The sequence below is a fragment of the Paraburkholderia lebeckiae genome (assembly GCF_050436325.1).
In the GTDB taxonomy this organism is placed as follows: Bacteria; Pseudomonadota; Gammaproteobacteria; order Burkholderiales; family Burkholderiaceae; genus Paraburkholderia; species Paraburkholderia tuberum.
In genome coordinates, this window is the sequence record NZ_JBNDLZ010000001.1 from 402,938 (window position 1) to 419,277 (window position 16,340).

Consider the following 16,340-nt stretch of genomic DNA (forward strand, 5'->3'; position numbering starts at 1 on the left):
CGGCACACCAGTGGCCAGGATAGATGTCCGAATGTGGCCGATTCCGGAAATCGAGCGGCCTCCGGTGATCGTCGGCCGCACCGCCGCGTCGAACTTCCGTAGCCGACCCATCAGAGCCGTTCGGTCGGACGCGCCATCCACGGCCGTTTTCCGAGGCACTGCAGCCATTCAGACGGATTGCACTCATTGCGGAAGCCGTTACTCAACTCCCCCAACTTTGGCCGTTGCGAGGAGCCAGCCATCTGAGCGGTCCAACGACTCATCGTGACACCTCTCGACGCGTTGGGTAGCACCCTTGATCGGAGGCGGAGCTGCTCGTGTACTGCGAGGGACAATTTCAGGGCCTTACTTCTGATAACCCGCCTGCTTCACAGCGCGGTCGGCGGCAGCGTTGCCCGCCTTCAGCGCCGCATCCACACTGGTTTGCCCAGCAACGACGCCCGCGATCGATTGCCCCACCACGGTACCGAAGGACTGGAACTCGGGGACGCCAACGAATTGAATGCCGCTGTACGGCACCTTCTTGAGCGACGGGTCGTTCGGGTCGGCCGATTCGATCGCTTTCAATACAAATTCTCCGAACGGTGCGGCCTGCTTGTACTCTGGACGTGCAAAAGTCGACTTCCTGCTCGGAGGAACGGATGCCCAACCCTCGTCCTTGCCAACCATCTCGATGTACTGTTTCGACGTTGCCCAGGTAACAAATTTCTTCGCGGCATCCTGCGACTTTGAGGTCTTGGGGATTGCCAGCGACCAGGACCACAGCCAATGCGATCCCTTCGGCGTCACCGCAACCGGTGCCGCAGCGAAGCCGATCTTGTCCGCAACTTGCGACTGCGACTTGTTGTGGAGCGTGCCCGCGGCGGCGGTCGCATCGATCCACATCGCGCACTTCCCGGACGACATCAGCGTCAGATTCTCGTTGAAGCCGTTCGAGCTCGCTCCGGGCGGCCCGTCGTTCTTCAAGAGGTCTGCATAGAAGCTAATCGCCTTGCGCCACTCCGGCGTGTCAATCTGCGCTTTCCAGTTCTCATCGAACCAGCGTCCACCGAAGGTGTTCACCACTGTCGACACGTATGCCATGTTTTCACCCCAACCTGCCTTTCCGCGCAAACAGATGCCGTACTGCCCCTTGGTCTTGTCGGTGAGCGCGTCGGCGAACTGCTTGATCTGGTCGTAAGTCGGCTGATCCGGCATATTGGGTCCAGCTGCTTGAAACAGGTCCTTCCGATAAAAGGTCATCGAGCTCTCGACATAGAACGGCAGCCCGTAGAGCTGGCCATCGTAGGAAAGACCGTCGCGCGCCGTCTCGACCACCTCGTCGAGGTCGTAATCGGCCGGCAGATTGGTCATCGGCACCAGCCAGCCGCGCTTGCCCCACTGCGGCGTTTCGTACGTACCAATTGCAACCACGTCGAACTGGCCGCTGTTGGTGGTGATGTCGGTCGTCGCCCGCTGACGAAGCACATTTTCCTCAAGGATCACCCAATTCAACTTGATATCGGGGTTCGCCTTCTCGAAGCTCGCGGAGAGCTTCTTGAGTTCGAGCATGGCCGGACCGTTGAGAGTAGCGATGGTGACATTTGCCGCGCTGGAAAGTTGTGCCGCGCAAACCGAAAGGCTAGCAACCGCAGCCTTGAGAATCAGCGCGCGACGTGTTGAGTTTTTCGTCTTCATGACAGTCGCTCGATCATGTTCACCTTTATTTCTGGCCGCGATGCTCAGATCGGCTCGGTCGCGACGGACAGCTCGCGAAAGCTGGACTCGGCCCGCCTGCGGCGCGCAGAAGGGTCTACTCTGATTGTAGTTTCTCGACAGTCAAACGTAAGAAAACCTGGCGCGGTGATGTGTAAAGCGCTCACAGACTCAGGAAGAACTGCACGCTGCACGTCTGTCGTGGTCGAATCTTTTCGAAGCGCCAACCAAGCAATTAGATCGTCGTCGCCCCGAACGTCGTATAGGCGCGACCTATCGCTGTGCGCTCTGGGGTCGTAGCCGACGTTCGAATGTTCGTCAGTAACCCCGACAACGGCCGGGGACGGCGGGCTCACACCTAAATCGGAAGTTCTTGTCGACGGCATTCGACTCCCGATCGCAGAGCTTGAACCAGTCTTGATCGATTAAGTTAGCGGGTCATTCATTGATCGAGGTTGAGCGCACCTTGTAGCCCTCCTTTGAAAAATCCTTCGCGTGCATATACTTCGACGAGAGGTCTTTCCGTGCATGCGGTGCACACGCAGCATCACACGGGGTACCAATAGACAACAGCAGCCGCTGAGAAAGCGATCGGGACTCTGAAGACGGGCCTGCCGAGACCACGTAGTACAAAACGGGTCGAGGACACTGACTGTTATTAATGGCTGCTCGCCTCGCCGTACTGTCCATTCTCACTTGGCCTTGCTGTATCCCGAATTCCAACAGGGGAGAGGTATCTATGAGAGGCATAGCGATTTTTGCCAGCGGCATGATTTTTTTGGGCCTGCTCAGCACTAGCTCATCCACATTCGCCCAGGCGTCACCTCCGCCATCAGAGAAAGCCAAAGAGGTCGAAACACTAGTGAACAAGGCTGCGGACCTGATTAATAGTAGGGGGGCGGCAGCATTTCAAGAGTTCAGGAAAAAGGACTCCGAATGGTTTCATGGAACCACATACTTATTCGTCTACGACATGACGTCAAAAGTTCTGCTGAACCCTGCGTTTCCTGCCAGAGAGGGGACAATCGTTACCGGTCAAAAGGACGCGAATGGCAAGTTGTTTCACGATGCACTGATAGAGACGGCCGCCACCAAAGGGTCAGGATGGGTTGACTACATGTTCCCGAAGCCCGGGCAGTCCATCCCTTCACACAAGTGGACCTATGTGAAATCAGTGAAGATCGACGGGGTAGCCGGCGTGGTCGGCTCCGGCTTTTATCCTGACTAGACGCACTACCAGCCAAAGACGACCACGTCGGGCGGCTTCGCAACGAAGGCAGGACCGACAACGTCGCTTGTAGCTTGTGCTGACGGGCCGGTTTGCTCCGCCCGCCAGCCGAACTCCGTACGCTCGATCAACGCCGGTCGGGCTCCGAAGAAGTATCGGCTCCCACCGCAGACGAACGCACGGCGCGCGAGCGGGAACGCCTACGCACTACCCGCTGCGACGACGCTCTTTTACACCGGCGAAATGTTGATGGGTCGAGGGTGTACTGAATAGCTATGATCGCCCGGCTCTGAATTCGGCGTTGCTCGTCGCGAATGTCGAGCCGCTTCCGTGCCCGAGCCGCCTCAGCGGCGTGGTCACCTGAATGTCTGTCGGGTACAGGCCAGTTATCCGCGCGGCCGTCCGTCGGGTTTCGGAGGCGATGCTGCCGCTCCAACGGAAGAAAACTATCCTCGCCGAATGGCAGGTGATGGCCGTCCTCGCCTGCCAGCGATCGTCGGCACGCGACCCACAAACGCCGTTCGACATAGCACCGTCTTGACGACAGCTTCCAAGGTACAACGGCCATTCCCTGACCATTAGACGTTTGGCGAAACGAGGGATCGGTTTAATGACTCAGGAGGTTAAATGCACACTGCTGAACAGAAACGGATGTTGACGATAGACTACTCTCGGCACACCCATCGGCAATAGGAGAATTTCATGCCCCACGAACGAGTGACTATTCGAACTCGGGACGGCGAATGCCCCGCGAATATTATGACGCCTGCTGGCGAGGGGCCGTGGTCACCGGTGATTTTCTTTATGGACGCTGGCGGGATCAGGCCTGCGGTGCTTGAGATGGCACAGCGTGTTGCAAACGCCGGCTACGTCGTGTTACTCCCCGACCTCTTCTACCGCTACGGCCCCTACGAAACCCTCGTGCCAGACGAAGTGTTTAAGGGCGACGTGCGCGCAATTCTAGGCCCATTGATGGCTACGACAGGGAATGATAAGGCTGCGAATGACACCGCGGCCTTCCTGGCCTATCTCGATGCCCGCAGCGATGTTAGGGGCACCAATGTCGGCGCAATAGGTTTTTGCATGGGTGGCGGTATGGCGATTACCGCGGCGGCCACCCATCCTGGTCGTTTTGTGACGGTCGCTAGCTTCCATGGTGGCAATCTGGCGACCGACGCGCCAACCAGTCCACACTTGCTCGCGTCCAACCTGACAGCAGCGGTCTACCTCGCTAGCGCAGAGAACGATGACAGCTATCCGCCGGCGATGGCCGAGCGCCTGGAGAAGGCGTTCGTCGAAGCCGGTGTAAATTACCGCGCGGAAATTTACACCGCCGCTCACGGTTGGATGGTGCCGGACTTCCCGGTATACGACCATGCCGCCGCCGAGCGCGGGTGGGAAGCGTTGTTTGCGCTGCTGAATCAAAACTTAGGCGGTTGAAAATCAATCCGACGCCAGAATGGCGCCTTTGAATGGCCGGTATCAAGTGCGGAAGGCGCCGCTCGAGCGTCCTACCAAACGGCCAAGCGAACGTCCCTTGGTGGCCGGGTGCCGCCTCATGCGATTGGCATATTTGCTTTGGCCTTGCACGACTACGACCGGCAGCACGCGACCCATTGGAGGCCGTCGGAGAACATTCACGACAGTCCGCTTGTCGGACGACACCAGACCATTGCGGATGGTGAGAAAGTGAAGCAACGTATGCTGACAACCAAGATTATTCAGGGGCCGGCCTCATCCGAGCCATCGAAGCGCGGCCCACTCCGCAGGCGTCGTAACGGGCCGACAATCGCCTCACCGATCGGTCGCGAAGACGCCCAGTCCTGACGAAGTTCACTAGACAGACCGGTCTGCAGCCAGGATTGAAGCGAAAACGTCAATATCAATGCTGCCCCCTGAAAGGACCACGGCGACGCGTCTGACAGCAAAAAATGGATGGTAGGCGGCCGCAAGCGCCGCTGCACCCGCGCCCTCCACCACGAGATGATTGCGTTTTGCTAACTGACGAATGCAATCGGCAGTTGCGTCGAGCGTCGATACTGCGACGCGGTCCATCATCGCGTTGAGGAGTGGTCAATTTGATTCCAGTACAGTTGAAACCCCAATGCTCGTGACGAAGGAATTGGCGTCGACTGGCACCGTGACAGGGCCGCCTGCTGCCAAAGCGGAACGCAGCGGCGTCGCAGCTTCGGTCCCGCATGCGTACACATCCGCGAGAGAACCCGAACGCGCGCACGCCAGCGCGATGCCCAAGACCAGTCCTCCGCCGCCGAAAGGCACCAAAATTGCATCCACCTCTGGTAGATCTTCAAGAATTTCCTGCCCGATGGTTGCGTTGCCAACGATGACATCGCGACCCGAGCAGGGATGAAGGAACGTTCCGTTTCCGTCCACAGGCTTTTCACCGCAGAGGATGGCCCACATTTTTCGAAACTGATTTCGACGACTTTCGCACCCAACTCGCGAAGCGCCGCAATTTTGCTTTGCGAGGCGGTTTTCGTGACATAGACCCTCACGTCTGCCTGGCGTGCACGCGCCGCCTGCGTGCAGCCCAGTGCGAAATTCCCAGTGCTTGCCGTGTACACCCCTTCGATAACTGAGTGGGCGTAAGGTTGGAAACCGCATTGAGTGAACAACGTACCTTGAACGATCCGCGGGCTGCAAATTCTCTGGCTTGAGAAATATTGAGCGATCGTTACCCGGGGCCGCATGCGGAAGTAGGGGCGTGCGGACGATGTTCTTCCCGAGCGCGCGAGATGTTTGCTGGGTATCCTCGCGAGTTACACCTGACAGAAAATCCGCTTCGGTTCCGCAGTGGGCTATGGGTGCCCGACGATTGTGCAAGATGTCGGGAAGCTCCATTTTTCGTTCCTCCTTTCATTATTGGTCAGTGCGGCAATAATCAGTGGCGTACGCTGAAATCGACACGCAAATTGCGGGGCATCATCGAGAATGCAAACACCTCTTCCACCGGAGCCATACCTTCGGATGCTGACAAACGGAAGTTGCGGCACATCATTGCGATCGCGGATCGTATTTCGAGCAAGGCGAGACTCCGCCCCGGGCAAAGGCGGGGCCCGGACCCAAAGGGCACGAAACCAGCGCGATGACGGCTGGCGGCATCGGCGCCAGAGAGCCAGCGGTCGGGGGCGAACGCGTCAGCCTCTGAAGCACTTCTGTCCTCTAAGCCCTGGTAACGTGTTAGCAGCGCGATGACAGTTCCCCTCGGGATGTCAACGTCACCTATCAGGACGTCGCGATTGGCTTCGAGGCCTAGAACGGGTGCGACCGGTTTGAGTCGCATGGTCTCGTTGGCCACAGCATCGAGAAACGCAAGCCGATCAGTATCGCCAAGGTCTTGAAGTATGACCGCCTGTCCAACGACGGAGTCGACTTCCTCTTGCATCCTGCGCTGAACGTCGGGATGACGACACATGAAATAGGTCATCCAGGCGATCGTGTTTGCCGTGGTATCCTCGCCGGCCAAAAGTATCGTAAATACATTCGCAAACACCTCGTCATCTGTTAATGGAGCCAAGCCGTCTTCTTGAGCAACTACCAATGCCTCCAAAAAGTTGGTCGGATGTGACGCAAGATCCTGTGACTGCGCAAGGCGTGCGCGACTGTCGCTGATAAATTCACTGACGATCTCGCGAAGCGCCTTTACAGCACGATCTAGCGCTCTGTCGTCGGGCAGTTTGAGGTAGTGCCAATAGGGAAACGGGGTGTTGATCCGATGATTGAGCATCGGAAATATCCGCTCGAGATGTTGCTGGATGACGTCACCCTCGCACTCAAGGGTGTTCATGTCGTACCCAAGCGTGAGGTTCGTCGTCACGTCTACCGTATAGCGCATCAGATCCTTCTGAATATCAACAGATCGCTGTTCGCGAGCCGCTTTGTCCAGGCGACGCCTCAGGCGCTCGGTCACTTTGCACAGCGTCGGGAAAAACGTTCGCAAATGCGCTGGGTCCAACGCTTGCGCGACCAACTGGCGTTGCCTTCTCCATGCCTCTCCTTCAGCGGAGAACACGCCGTTCATCCCAAGTTCCCTGGAGACGTTTTCAATTGCATCCCAGCGGCGATAGGTTCCCGGCCGATCGCGCAGGATCTGATTGATCAGGTTAGGATCCGCAATAGCGACGAACGGTCGATGCATCAGCCTGTACGTATAGATGGGCCCAAAGTCGCGGCACCACTCCTCCAAGGTGAGATGCAGCCTCGTGGGATGTAACTGGAGTAAGTTACCCAAAATGGGGAGCCCCTTGGGGCCTGGAAGTTGTGCTAGCGAGCGGACTGGGCGCGGAGAGGCCGGCGACGATGGCTGACCAGCATTTACGTGCAATGCTTTCCACTTCTGTACCTCATCCCTATAAACGAGCACGTGGACGCCATCGACCAGCGCGCTAAACTGCTTCAGACGGACACCCACCTGGCTGAGGGCGCAACCCGATGCACATTCAAACTGCCAGCCATGTCCTCGACAGGTCAGAACGCCGTCCTTTACCGAGCCTTCCGATAGCAGCGTCCCTTGGTGTGGACACCGGCCTTCGAAAATCGTAATCGCATCCGAATGCTTAATCACGACGAGTTCGACGCCTTCGACTTGTGCCGCGGTGACGCTATCCTCGACAAGTTCAGGCTTCTGCGCCACGACAATTCTTTCCTGGTGACGCGGTTTACCTATATCAGTGCTTATATCCATTGCCCGCTCCTTCGCGCGAGCGCCTCAAACTACAGACGTTAGGCCAAAAAAAGACGGTTCAGGAACTGCAGTACGGCCAGACACAATTGCGCGCAGCATCCGCTTGTTAACCGAGAGCGATCTATCGTGGAAGGGAGTTGGCACGAACATACCGATGGGGGATGGCACGGAAAGACGCAACCGTCACCCGGGTGCGTACGAACAGTAGGTCCGGCCTGCGTAGAGCCTCGCAGCGTGGACGCCGTATGTTCCGCGTGGTGTGTCACTGCGCGACGAGATCTAATCAAGAATGATAGATGCTATAGCGTGGCCGACAAGCCCCTTTTTCAGAGGCGTCGTTCGTATCGATCGAGACGTCCGGTCTGATGGCAATGCAACTGGACACTATGGTCAGATGATAGATGTGGCGGTGTTGCTTTCTCATTTGTCAGCGCTAGCGACTCATCAGGCGGCGTAGAAATAGAACGTGGGCAACGAAAGGCAAAGGCGCGGGTCAGCGCTGCATCGTGTCGGGAGTTTGCTCGGCATGACTCTACGGGTCGCGCGCTTCCCAGCGACACGGTTGACGGACCGGTTCAGAACGTAAAGCGGACGGTCAAAACGCTTGTTTGAACGTCTCAAACTGGCCGATCAGCGTCCCACGACCGAGCGCGATGCTCATCTCGGCCGCGCACGCGATGCAAAAGGCATGAGCCGACCCATTGCCGACGGTCGGGTCGTCACGGTTCCAACGGCAGGTGTCAGAGTGGAAGGGCCATACCGCATGTTCAACCGAATCAAGGGGCGTCGGCCCCTTGGATCGGTTATATGTCGTACGATGCAACCAATTTCCCGCCGCCTTGCAGGTAAGCGGGCTTGTCGTAGACATCGACATGCATGTGCTGCAGCGTTGCATGCACCCGATTGCCGTTCTGGACATTATCCACGCGGATATATAACAAACCCCGGAGCGAGAGCATGCCGGACGTGCGCAACTGCTCGATCTTCCGGGCCAGCGCTTCGTCCTCAACCTTGATTTGCCCAAAACGGCTGGTCTCCTCGTTCATCGTGAGGAATACGTTTTGCCGATTGCCGAAGCTGGCATTTGCGAAGGAGCCGATCGGAAAACTCTTTGAGCCAAAATCGTAAGGCTGGGCATTGGTGAGGAGCATCAACGCTTGCTGTGAGTTAAGGTTGGTCGAGCCACCGAACGGCACGGCGTAATAGTTTTGCGCAGCGTAGTGCTTCAGATTCGACTGGATGGGCGGCCACTCCGTCTCAATCATGTCATGCTTCTTGAACGTATCGTGCTCGTTGTAATACTTGGCCGAAAAGAGATTGAGCAGTTCGTCCTGGGCAGGCTGGCTCGTGGTGTGCGTGACGGATATGTACGTCAACCACGTCGCGTCCGTACCGTCCACGGCTTCGTAGTTGGAGAGCGAGGTGTTGTCCGGCGCAGGCGTGGCAGCTACCGCTGGTGCGGCCTGAGCAGGGGCAGGCGCGGCCACAGGAGCCGATGCAGGTGCCGGCGTGCTCGCTTGTTGAGGGCTTTCTTGTTTGCTGCACGCGCCAAGAATGGCAATGGCCGCGACGATCAGTCCGCACTTGGTCTTCAACTAAAACCCCTTCAAGTTGTTGATTGTTTTTTTGCTACTGGTTGATTCGTCTCTACGGCAGTTAGGCATGAAACTTGAGGGTCGCCGCTTGTTGGCGATGACAATGCGCAGCGATTGTGCTTTCGCTTTCGGATTGCTATTGACGTTCGAATGTCCGAAGAGTGCTTTCTGGGAATGTCGCGTCCTGGCCCGACTGCTGCCTGCTGGCGCTCAAGGCTGGATTGCGTCGCCGCCGAGGATCTGCATCAGAGTCTTCGCGTTACGCTGCCCTGGTCCTCGTAATTGTTGTTCTCTACACTGACAACCGTTACCGGCGACAATGGAGGACCGTGAACGACCCGTTGCGGTCTCTCGATCTTCCCCAAAGCTGCCGTTCAGACGCGCTTGTGTCTTTGATACGATGTCGCCTGTGTACGCTACTCCGTCACCGAAAGCGGCCGTCGAGCAGAGAAAGATAATTGAGCAAAGGCACCATGTTTACTCCCGAGTTTTCCGCGAACGACGCGACGGAACACACCCTGATCGCCAATCATTTCATCGAGACCGAAGAAGCGCTCAAATTGAGCCTCGCGTTCGTCCGCGCACGTGTCATCTTCGGGTTACAACACGTTCCCTCGCCCGCAAGGTTTGTGACGTGCTACGACGTGCGCGGTCAGAAGGTCGAGAACGACCTCGAGGACCGTCTGAAGAATGCTCTTGGAGATGTTACGGAAGTCCGGGTGAAGCGATCATGAGCCTTCAACTCGTCGCGCGTTGTGGTTCCCTTCGTGAAATCGAGGACCACCTCACTCCCGTTTGCGCGGGCGCCGAAGTTTTTTATATCGACAGAGATCACGTTGGGATTTCTGTCCCGACTCGATTGCTTGACGCAGTTGGAGAGGACACGGTTAGAGCCGCGCTACGACACGTACCCGTCTACGACCTGTATGCCGGAGTATGGAGCAAGGATCAGCCGTAGCCGCCTACCGCGAACGGACCTTGAGCCGCCCCATCCGCGCCGATTGTCACCGATCTACGCACCGCAGTCGGACGGCAGAAAATAGCCGACCGTCGCCTCATGAAATTCGCGTAGCGGGCCGGCGCCTAGGACAGCAAGGGTCGCCATGAGCGCCCGCTCGCTCCAGGGAGGCCGTGATTCACTGGGCTGGAGTTCGGCCAGTAACGACAAACACAACGAATAACGAACGCTCTCGCAAGGAATGCAAAAAATCCCGAGCTGCAGAGATTCCCTCGTCGACGTTGCTTCCCTCGTAAAACCAATTTTCGTGCGTGGGCTCAAGACTTCGTCCGTCTGACGATGCGCGATAAACGTCCCCGCCAAGGACCAGCCATTTTTGGCCTGCAAACAGGTCCAACGCTTGCCCTGCTTCCGAGAGATCTAACGCGGCTTCCTTTAGACCCATATCTCCAAGCGACCGCCCGCTGCGAGCGTAAAGTTCGAGAATCTTGGTGATGGTCATTGGCACTCTTGTGGCAGTGTCTGTCGAAAAACCGGATCAATCGACAACTCGTCGATCGGCGCAAGACGCCGGATTGTCAGCAATCTGAGGCCGATCGTCAAATGACCGTTTGTGGCCGAGTCCTGCCGGATGGACGACGTGCGCGCTTCGGCCAGAGCCGACGTGGGCGATAGGCGGCGGTGCGTCGGCTGCAGTTCGGTTTGCTGCCATTCGCAAACCGGAGTCGGCGAATGGCGCTTCTCACTGAGTATGAACGAGTCCTCCCGTGAAGGCTGTTCGCCGCCTGTCCGCCGACGTATGCCTTGCTCGCATGAAGTTCCCCCGAGGCGATCGGGGAGGATAAAACAGACGAGCCGCGTCACTGAGAAGAGCGGCTCGCCGGTAGGTTCAAAAGTTGGATGAGGTGGTCCAGATCGGCCCGTAGCTGCCGTAGCAGGCATTAAGCAGCGCCTCAGTGTTGATGCCGTAGGGGTGAAGTTCATCCCATTCGTCGATCTCGAACGAGAGGTTCGCGGGGCCGGTCGGTCGTCCGTCCTTAAAAAAGGCCTGGCTGTATATCCGGACGTCGCTGCCCCTGTTCTCAATGCGGTACCGCAACGAGCCGCCCATCTGCGTGACTTCTGCCATCGTTGCATAGAGCACGTTCATGAGCGGTAGCGCGCGGCCGTCGCTTGAGCGGCAGTCGATCGCGAACGATGAGACGATCGACATACCCTGCGCGGAAGACGCTGATATCTGGCCGGCATACCTCGATCTGAGACCCGCGATGTAATCCCTCGCTCGTTCGGACTTGCGTCGCTCAGCCTCCTGCTGTTGGCGCGCTTCCGTTGCTCGATCCTGAGCGAGTTTTTTTCTCGCCTCAGGGACAAGGTTCTCGGGATCGTTGTCCTTGTATGCGTCGATAAACTGCTGAAGCTTTTCGGCGGTATCGGCGTTCGCGAAGCCGTCGTGATACGCCTGTTGCTGCAGTCGCCGTTTAACGCCGGCCAGCTTGCCAATGTCGCCGTCAGGGTCGTTGTCGGCGTACTTCTTCTCGAAGCGGGCGATGGCGTCCAGCGTGTTGGCAGATGCATACTCGTAGACGTAATCCTGACGCTCGCGCTCGGCTCGGGCTTTGGCCTCAGCGGCAGCCTGCCGGGCGAGTAGTTCGTCCCTGAACTGCTCAAGCTTGTCGAACCCGCCTTTTGAGGTCAGATTGCCGGTTGTGGCCGACCACGCGATCGCTTTGTTCTGCCCGCCTTGTTGCCATCCCCTCGGGCCAGCGTCGCCATAGAAAAAGGTACGGCTAGCGAGATCTACAAAGTACAGGGTGCCGATCTTGCAGGACTCCTGCTCGCCGGGTGCATATACGGAGGCGTTCCAGAACGTGCAAACCGCCGCCATATATGGCGTCCTTTGAACCACGGAGTCGGAAAGCGTCCACTGGGCGTGGCACGAAACGCTGATAAGCAGGCCGGCGGCCATCGTTGCTATTGTTTTTGAAAACATCTACTCGCCAATGTCGGTCAATTTTGTTTAAGGTCTCTTGGGCGATCTTCCCGAACCGGCTTTCCCGCGGCGGAGCTTCACGGTAAGGCCGCAGGCAGGAGCACGTTAGCCCTGTCGTGACTCACAAGTCGTCTCTGCAGGTTTACGACATCGAACTCGCGATCTTTAGCCCTGGACAAAGCTGGTCGGCGCACGGGGCAACCAGACACCGTGACAGGCCCTACAGTGTGATAGTCCAAGTCGTGGACGAGACGTTGAAAGTGCAATCAATTGGGTTAACCTACGTAACGTTGCTGCCAGATGGGAGGCATAAGAAGCCGAGCCGCCTGCTCTCAACTGCGCCGAAAGAAACTGGCGAACATCGTCGGGGCGCACCTTTCTGAAGTCGATAGCGCACCGCTCGAATCTGTCTCGCAAGAGCAAGCCGACAACACGAAGTCGGTTCTTACGGGTCTCGGCTGCCAGTCCCCGTACATCGCGCAGATATGCATCGTAGCGATGCAATTCGGCAGTAATGTGCGGTGGGAATGATGCAAAAGACGGCGCGTTGGACTTGGCCGGGTACAAACGGGTTGGCTTCATAACGGTCCCCTCAGGTGGAACCGTTACTGTCGAGGCCATTCTGAAATGTCCGCTTTGCGGCTAAGTTGAAATGTCCGGGTTTAAGGGTTTGTTTCTAACGCCTTTTGTCTCACACATTGTTGAAGGACGACGCCTGAACTGGCAGGGCGCTTACGTCTGCGTCGACCACCTTTGCAGACCGACGGCCAGGTTTGCGTGGTTGTTGCGTTTGCCGCTGCTGCGACTGTTCCAGAATCACACCATTGATATCGGCCTGCGTGAACTCGCGTTGCTTCTTCTTGCCTGGCGAGCGGCTTTGAACCCTCGTTGCGACGCCCAGGTGGGTTCGCGAAGGCGCTTTGCCGATCCGGCTGTTATCGCGTTGAGCCTGGATCACCTGCGAGACCTGAAGCACGTGACCCAGCCGCTTATGCTCAACAACCGCGCCCTGGTCAACTTCGGTCAGCCGGTCGTACTGTTTGCATGACAGTGCACGACCATCGGCGCGGAGTTCGATACGCCCGTCCGGATACTCCCACACGTCGATGTAGCGGCCGATCAGTTTGCGGTGCCCGGGCGTGTCGTCCAGCAGATACATGACGCGGTCATACCGCACAGTCAACGACTTGCTCACCTTGCGCGGTTCGCGCCACGTGAGCACCAGATCAAGATTCTCGTCAGCCCTGAGTGGGCGGTGAGCATCGAAGCCGCTCTTCGGTGGCTTCGCGAAGCGCACGTTGTAATTTGCCATGAAGGCAGACGCATACGCATTGGCTCCGGCAGCCGTGCTGATGCCACGCAACCGCAATTCTTTTACGAGCCGGTCCTGCAACGTCAGGTGGGCCCGCTCGACGCGCCCCTTGGCGGGGCTACTGTTCGCGCAGAACGTGTCGATGTTCAGCTCGTACATCGCCCGGCCGAAATGGGTCACGCTGCTGCCATCCCTGTTCGCGCCGGTCTTGCGAAACACGCTGTACTTGTCGCTGTAGAACGCGACGGGCTTGCCGTGGCGTTCAATGTACGCGCGCGTCGCCTCGAAGTAGCTGAAGGTCGACTCGGTGGCTGTGAAATGCAGCATCATCAGCTGGCTCGTCGCATCGTCGACGTACACCAGCAGCGAGCAGGCCGGCGCCCGTTCCTCGAACCACCGGTGATCGCTGCCATCGATCTGGATCAGCTCGCCCAGACACGCGCGCCGCGCACGCGGCTGGTAGATCTTCGGTGGCCGCTGCCGGCGGGGCACCCAGAGACCTGCATCCGTCATCAGGCGCCTGACCGTCTCCTTGGCAAGCCGGATGCCGTGACATTCGTACAGCTTCTCGCAGGCCAGCGTGGGCCCGAAATCGGCATAGCGATCACGAATGATCGAGAGTGCCCGATCAGCCGTCACCGCGTCCAGCTGGTTGTTGCTGGGCTTCGAGCGCCGACGCGACACCAGACCTTCCGGTCCATGTTCGCGCAACCGTCCAACGAGACGGCGAACCTGCCGCGTCGTCAGCCTGAGCCGTTCCGCCGCGCGCCAGGGCTTGAGCCTGCCGTCGGCGACGTCCTGAATGACCTTGAACCTGTCCAGTTCGCGCATCGTCATCGTTATCCGTTCGGTCGCAGCCATGGAAGCCTCCCGCGCCGAAACGCCGGCGGCCGGTCAGCTTACGCTGCGAAAAAGCGGACATTTGAACTTGGCTAAAAGCGGACATTACAACTTAGCCTCTACAAATATAAATTTCGCTCTTTTCTTTTATGTCAAATTAAGACGCCAATAAGAGTTCGCACCGGCCGGGCGGCGTATTTCGTTGTACGCCAATTCCAGAAAATGCGGGGACCGGGTAAAGCGCGGTCCTGATCATGAAATGATGCTGCTGCGCTTAGTATATTCATAATATTCGCGAGCATCATCGCGACCAGTCCCGTTGAAATTGGTAAGCGACAAGCGTACTGACTGAATTGCTGGACAGTTGCAGCCTGCCGCTCGAGTGCTCCAACAATGCGCCCTAACGTGCCCTCGATATGCTTTTGCAGCAGGCTTGCCGCCTTGTCCTTGTCACGTCCAATCGCTGCCTTCATCAAGGCTTCGTGTTCATTGTGCTTGTGTCGTGGTTCCAATCGATGCATAGCGGAATAACGGCGATAGCGTTCAGCGCGATCAAACAGCGACGCCACCATGCCCGTCAACAGCGGGCTCGGCGTGGCAGAAAGGAGCGCCATGTGGAAAGTCTGTGGCGATCGGACCAGTTGTCGTCGAGCGCCACCGGGCCCGCGTCCAGCTTCTTTTCCATAAGGCTCAGACGATGAAACGCAGTGAGCACGCTCACTTCCCACTCCTCGTCGCCGTGCTCAATAGAGTCGACCAACGCCTCACGTTCGAGCAGCACCCTGAGCCGGCTGATGTCGCGAAAGTCGTCGACCGAAATGGGCGCAACCCAGAACCCGCAATTCTCCGTGGCGCGGACGATGCCATCCTGCGCCAGCCGGTTCAGCGCCTCGCGTATCGGCGAGCTATTTAGTCCGTAGGACTTGGACAGACTTTCCACATTGAGCCGCGTGTCCGGCGCGAGCTCGCCCCGGATGATCGCGGTTTTCATGCGGGAGAGGGCGACGCCGCGTGGCTCGGTCTGGTACCGCGCCAGTATTCCTCGGGCGGCAAGTCACGGCTGCAGGGGATCAGTCGGCGGGGTGACACCTACCTGCGCACGCTGTTGATCCATGGCGCTCGTGCAGTCCTGAGGTATGTGAAGGGTAAAACCAATCCACATAGCGTTTGGCTGCAACAGATGATCGCCCGACGCGGACACAATTGCACTGCGGTCGCACTGGCCAACAAGAACGCGCGAATCATCCAGGCGCTGCTCAGCGGCGAGGCGAGTTATGTTTCGCCGGGCACCACCGCGTAGGCAAACCGTTTTCAGCGGAGAGTACCACCAGCGTTGGTTTGCGAAGCTTCTCAAAGCGATGACGAAATAGGTTGAACCAGCATCCTGAAGCCTGTTTTTCGTGCCGGCTGCCACTTGTGGCGGGCCGCGATTTCGCTAAGGACGGGATGCGCGGATCTCATCGAGGCTGCGGGCGTGCTTCGGCAACTGCCCACCTGGCAAGCCGGATACATGCATGCAGACCGTTTCGACATCACGAACAGGAAGCTTGCAAAAGGCGCCGGGTCCATACATACGAAAAGGACGGATACCCCATGATCGACGTTCGAGGCGCGTTAATCGAGGACGATCGTGTCCTTCTGGTGAGAGAGAGATCCACCGGCCGGTGGGCTTTGCCTGGAGGGTTTGCGAAGATAGGACTATCGGCCGCAGAAAACGTGCAGAAAGAGTTTCTTGAAGAAGCCTGCGTTAAGGTGGTGGCAACGAATCTCTACAGCATGCGACATCGGGCAAAAGGACCTTTTAATCCAGATCCTCGGGATTTTTTATAAGCTCTATTTTCTCTGTAACCGGGCGGATTTCGCGAACCCTCGACCAGGACCAGAAGTCGGGGACGCTTTTTTTTGATCAACCAGTTGCCTGACTTGTGTGCGGATCGTACCGTTCGAAATCATATCGAGCGGGCATTCAATTCCATTCGTGCCCCAGGGCCCACCCTTTTCGATTGAACGGGCAACG

At 57.9% G+C, this 16,340-nt stretch carries 12 protein-coding genes and 2 pseudogenes; 5 read left to right on the forward strand and 9 right to left on the reverse strand.

The features are described 5' to 3' along the window. Window positions 1-345: 345 nt before the first annotated feature. Window positions 346-1,677, reverse strand: coding sequence for an ABC transporter substrate-binding protein (locus OKW44_RS02005; RefSeq protein ID WP_018420647.1), 1,332 nt, complete (start codon window positions 1,675-1,677; stop codon window positions 346-348). Between the two features lie 757 nt (window positions 1,678-2,434). On the opposite strand from OKW44_RS02005, the gene OKW44_RS02010 reads away from it, so the two are divergent. Both OKW44_RS02010 and OKW44_RS02015 read left to right on the forward strand, forming a co-directional pair. Continuing rightward, entirely contained in the window at window positions 2,435-2,923 is a 489-nt protein-coding gene (locus tag OKW44_RS02010) for a cache domain-containing protein (RefSeq protein ID WP_018420646.1), read from the forward strand. Between the two features lie 702 nt (window positions 2,924-3,625). Beyond that, window positions 3,626-4,363, forward strand: a complete 738-nt coding sequence (locus OKW44_RS02015) for a dienelactone hydrolase family protein (RefSeq protein ID WP_026225836.1) — start codon at window positions 3,626-3,628, stop codon at window positions 4,361-4,363. 633 nt (window positions 4,364-4,996) lie between these two features. Here the strand turns inward: OKW44_RS02015 and OKW44_RS02020 are convergent. The 3 genes and pseudogenes from OKW44_RS02020 to OKW44_RS02030 form a co-directional block, all read right to left on the reverse strand. Next, window positions 4,997-5,634, reverse strand: a pseudogene (locus tag OKW44_RS02020) (pyridoxal-phosphate dependent enzyme). A gap of 191 nt (window positions 5,635-5,825) precedes the next feature. Then, complete coding sequence (locus tag OKW44_RS02025) at window positions 5,826-7,628, reverse strand: cytochrome P450 (protein ID WP_018420643.1); 1,803 nt, start codon at window positions 7,626-7,628, stop codon at window positions 5,826-5,828. An 803-nt stretch (window positions 7,629-8,431) separates the two neighbouring features. Then, window positions 8,432-9,223 carry a hypothetical protein gene (locus tag OKW44_RS02030; protein ID WP_162633961.1) on the reverse strand — a complete coding sequence of 264 codons (792 nt, stop codon included), beginning with the start codon at window positions 9,221-9,223 and terminating at the stop codon, window positions 8,432-8,434. 473 nt (window positions 9,224-9,696) lie between these two features. Between OKW44_RS02030 and OKW44_RS02035 the strand changes: the two genes are divergently transcribed. Next, the gene (locus OKW44_RS02035) at window positions 9,697-9,957 is read left to right on the forward strand and encodes a hypothetical protein (protein WP_018420641.1); all 261 of its coding nucleotides are present in this window, start codon (window positions 9,697-9,699) and stop codon (window positions 9,955-9,957) included. A 402-nt stretch (window positions 9,958-10,359) separates the two neighbouring features. Here the strand turns inward: OKW44_RS02035 and imm40 are convergent, their stop codons facing one another. The 5 genes from imm40 to OKW44_RS02060 all read right to left on the reverse strand — a co-directional run bounded on the left by imm40 (window position 10,360) and on the right by OKW44_RS02060 (window position 15,314). Continuing rightward, window positions 10,360-10,683: an Imm40 family immunity protein gene (gene imm40, locus OKW44_RS02040; RefSeq protein WP_113061922.1), complete on the reverse strand. Its 324-nt coding sequence runs from the start codon at window positions 10,681-10,683 to the stop codon at window positions 10,360-10,362. A gap of 387 nt (window positions 10,684-11,070) precedes the next feature. Next, window positions 11,071-12,171 (reverse strand): hypothetical protein, encoded by a 1,101-nt coding sequence (locus OKW44_RS02045; protein ID WP_035470713.1) that lies wholly within the window; start codon window positions 12,169-12,171, stop codon window positions 11,071-11,073. A 691-nt stretch (window positions 12,172-12,862) separates the two neighbouring features. Then, window positions 12,863-14,344 (reverse strand): ISNCY family transposase, encoded by a 1,482-nt coding sequence (locus tag OKW44_RS02050; RefSeq protein ID WP_429409366.1) that lies wholly within the window; start codon window positions 14,342-14,344, stop codon window positions 12,863-12,865. Window positions 14,345-14,475: 131 nt separating this feature from the next. Next, the gene (locus OKW44_RS02055; protein ID WP_204357120.1) at window positions 14,476-14,937 is read right to left on the reverse strand and encodes an FCD domain-containing protein; all 462 of its coding nucleotides are present in this window, start codon (window positions 14,935-14,937) and stop codon (window positions 14,476-14,478) included. Then, window positions 14,901-15,314: a GntR family transcriptional regulator gene (locus tag OKW44_RS02060; protein ID WP_063713714.1), complete on the reverse strand. Its 414-nt coding sequence runs from the start codon at window positions 15,312-15,314 to the stop codon at window positions 14,901-14,903. Before OKW44_RS02060 ends, OKW44_RS02055 begins: the two co-directional genes overlap by 37 nt. Between OKW44_RS02060 and OKW44_RS02065 the strand changes: the two are divergent. Together OKW44_RS02065 and OKW44_RS02070 are read left to right on the forward strand one after the other, a co-directional pair. Further along, a pseudogene (locus tag OKW44_RS02065) lies at window positions 15,297-15,623 on the forward strand (transposase); the annotation flags it as partial. The gene OKW44_RS02060 and the pseudogene OKW44_RS02065 overlap by 18 nt on opposite strands. A gap of 293 nt (window positions 15,624-15,916) precedes the next feature. Further along, window positions 15,917-16,153 (forward strand): NUDIX domain-containing protein, encoded by a 237-nt coding sequence (locus OKW44_RS02070; RefSeq protein WP_204357119.1) that lies wholly within the window; start codon window positions 15,917-15,919, stop codon window positions 16,151-16,153. Window positions 16,154-16,340: the final 187 nt, after the last annotated feature.

Coding starts and splice junctions, on each gene's coding strand:
- OKW44_RS02005 (WP_018420647.1), bottom strand. CDS start 1,677: ATGAAGACGAAAAACTCAACACGTCGCGCGCTGATTCTCAAGGCTGCG.
- OKW44_RS02010 (WP_018420646.1), top strand. CDS start 2,435: ATGAGAGGCATAGCGATTTTTGCCAGCGGCATGATTTTTTTGGGCCTG.
- OKW44_RS02015 (WP_026225836.1), top strand. CDS start 3,626: ATGCCCCACGAACGAGTGACTATTCGAACTCGGGACGGCGAATGCCCC.
- OKW44_RS02025 (WP_018420643.1), bottom strand. CDS start 7,628: ATGGATATAAGCACTGATATAGGTAAACCGCGTCACCAGGAAAGAATT.
- OKW44_RS02035 (WP_018420641.1), top strand. CDS start 9,697: ATGTTTACTCCCGAGTTTTCCGCGAACGACGCGACGGAACACACCCTG.
- imm40 (WP_113061922.1), bottom strand. CDS start 10,683: ATGACCATCACCAAGATTCTCGAACTTTACGCTCGCAGCGGGCGGTCG.
- OKW44_RS02045 (WP_035470713.1), bottom strand. CDS start 12,171: ATGTTTTCAAAAACAATAGCAACGATGGCCGCCGGCCTGCTTATCAGC.
- OKW44_RS02050 (WP_429409366.1), bottom strand. CDS start 14,344: ATGGCTGCGACCGAACGGATAACGATGACGATGCGCGAACTGGACAGG.
- OKW44_RS02055 (WP_204357120.1), bottom strand. CDS start 14,937: ATGGCGCTCCTTTCTGCCACGCCGAGCCCGCTGTTGACGGGCATGGTG.
- OKW44_RS02060 (WP_063713714.1), bottom strand. CDS start 15,314: ATGAAAACCGCGATCATCCGGGGCGAGCTCGCGCCGGACACGCGGCTC.
- OKW44_RS02070 (WP_204357119.1), top strand. CDS start 15,917: ATGATCGACGTTCGAGGCGCGTTAATCGAGGACGATCGTGTCCTTCTG.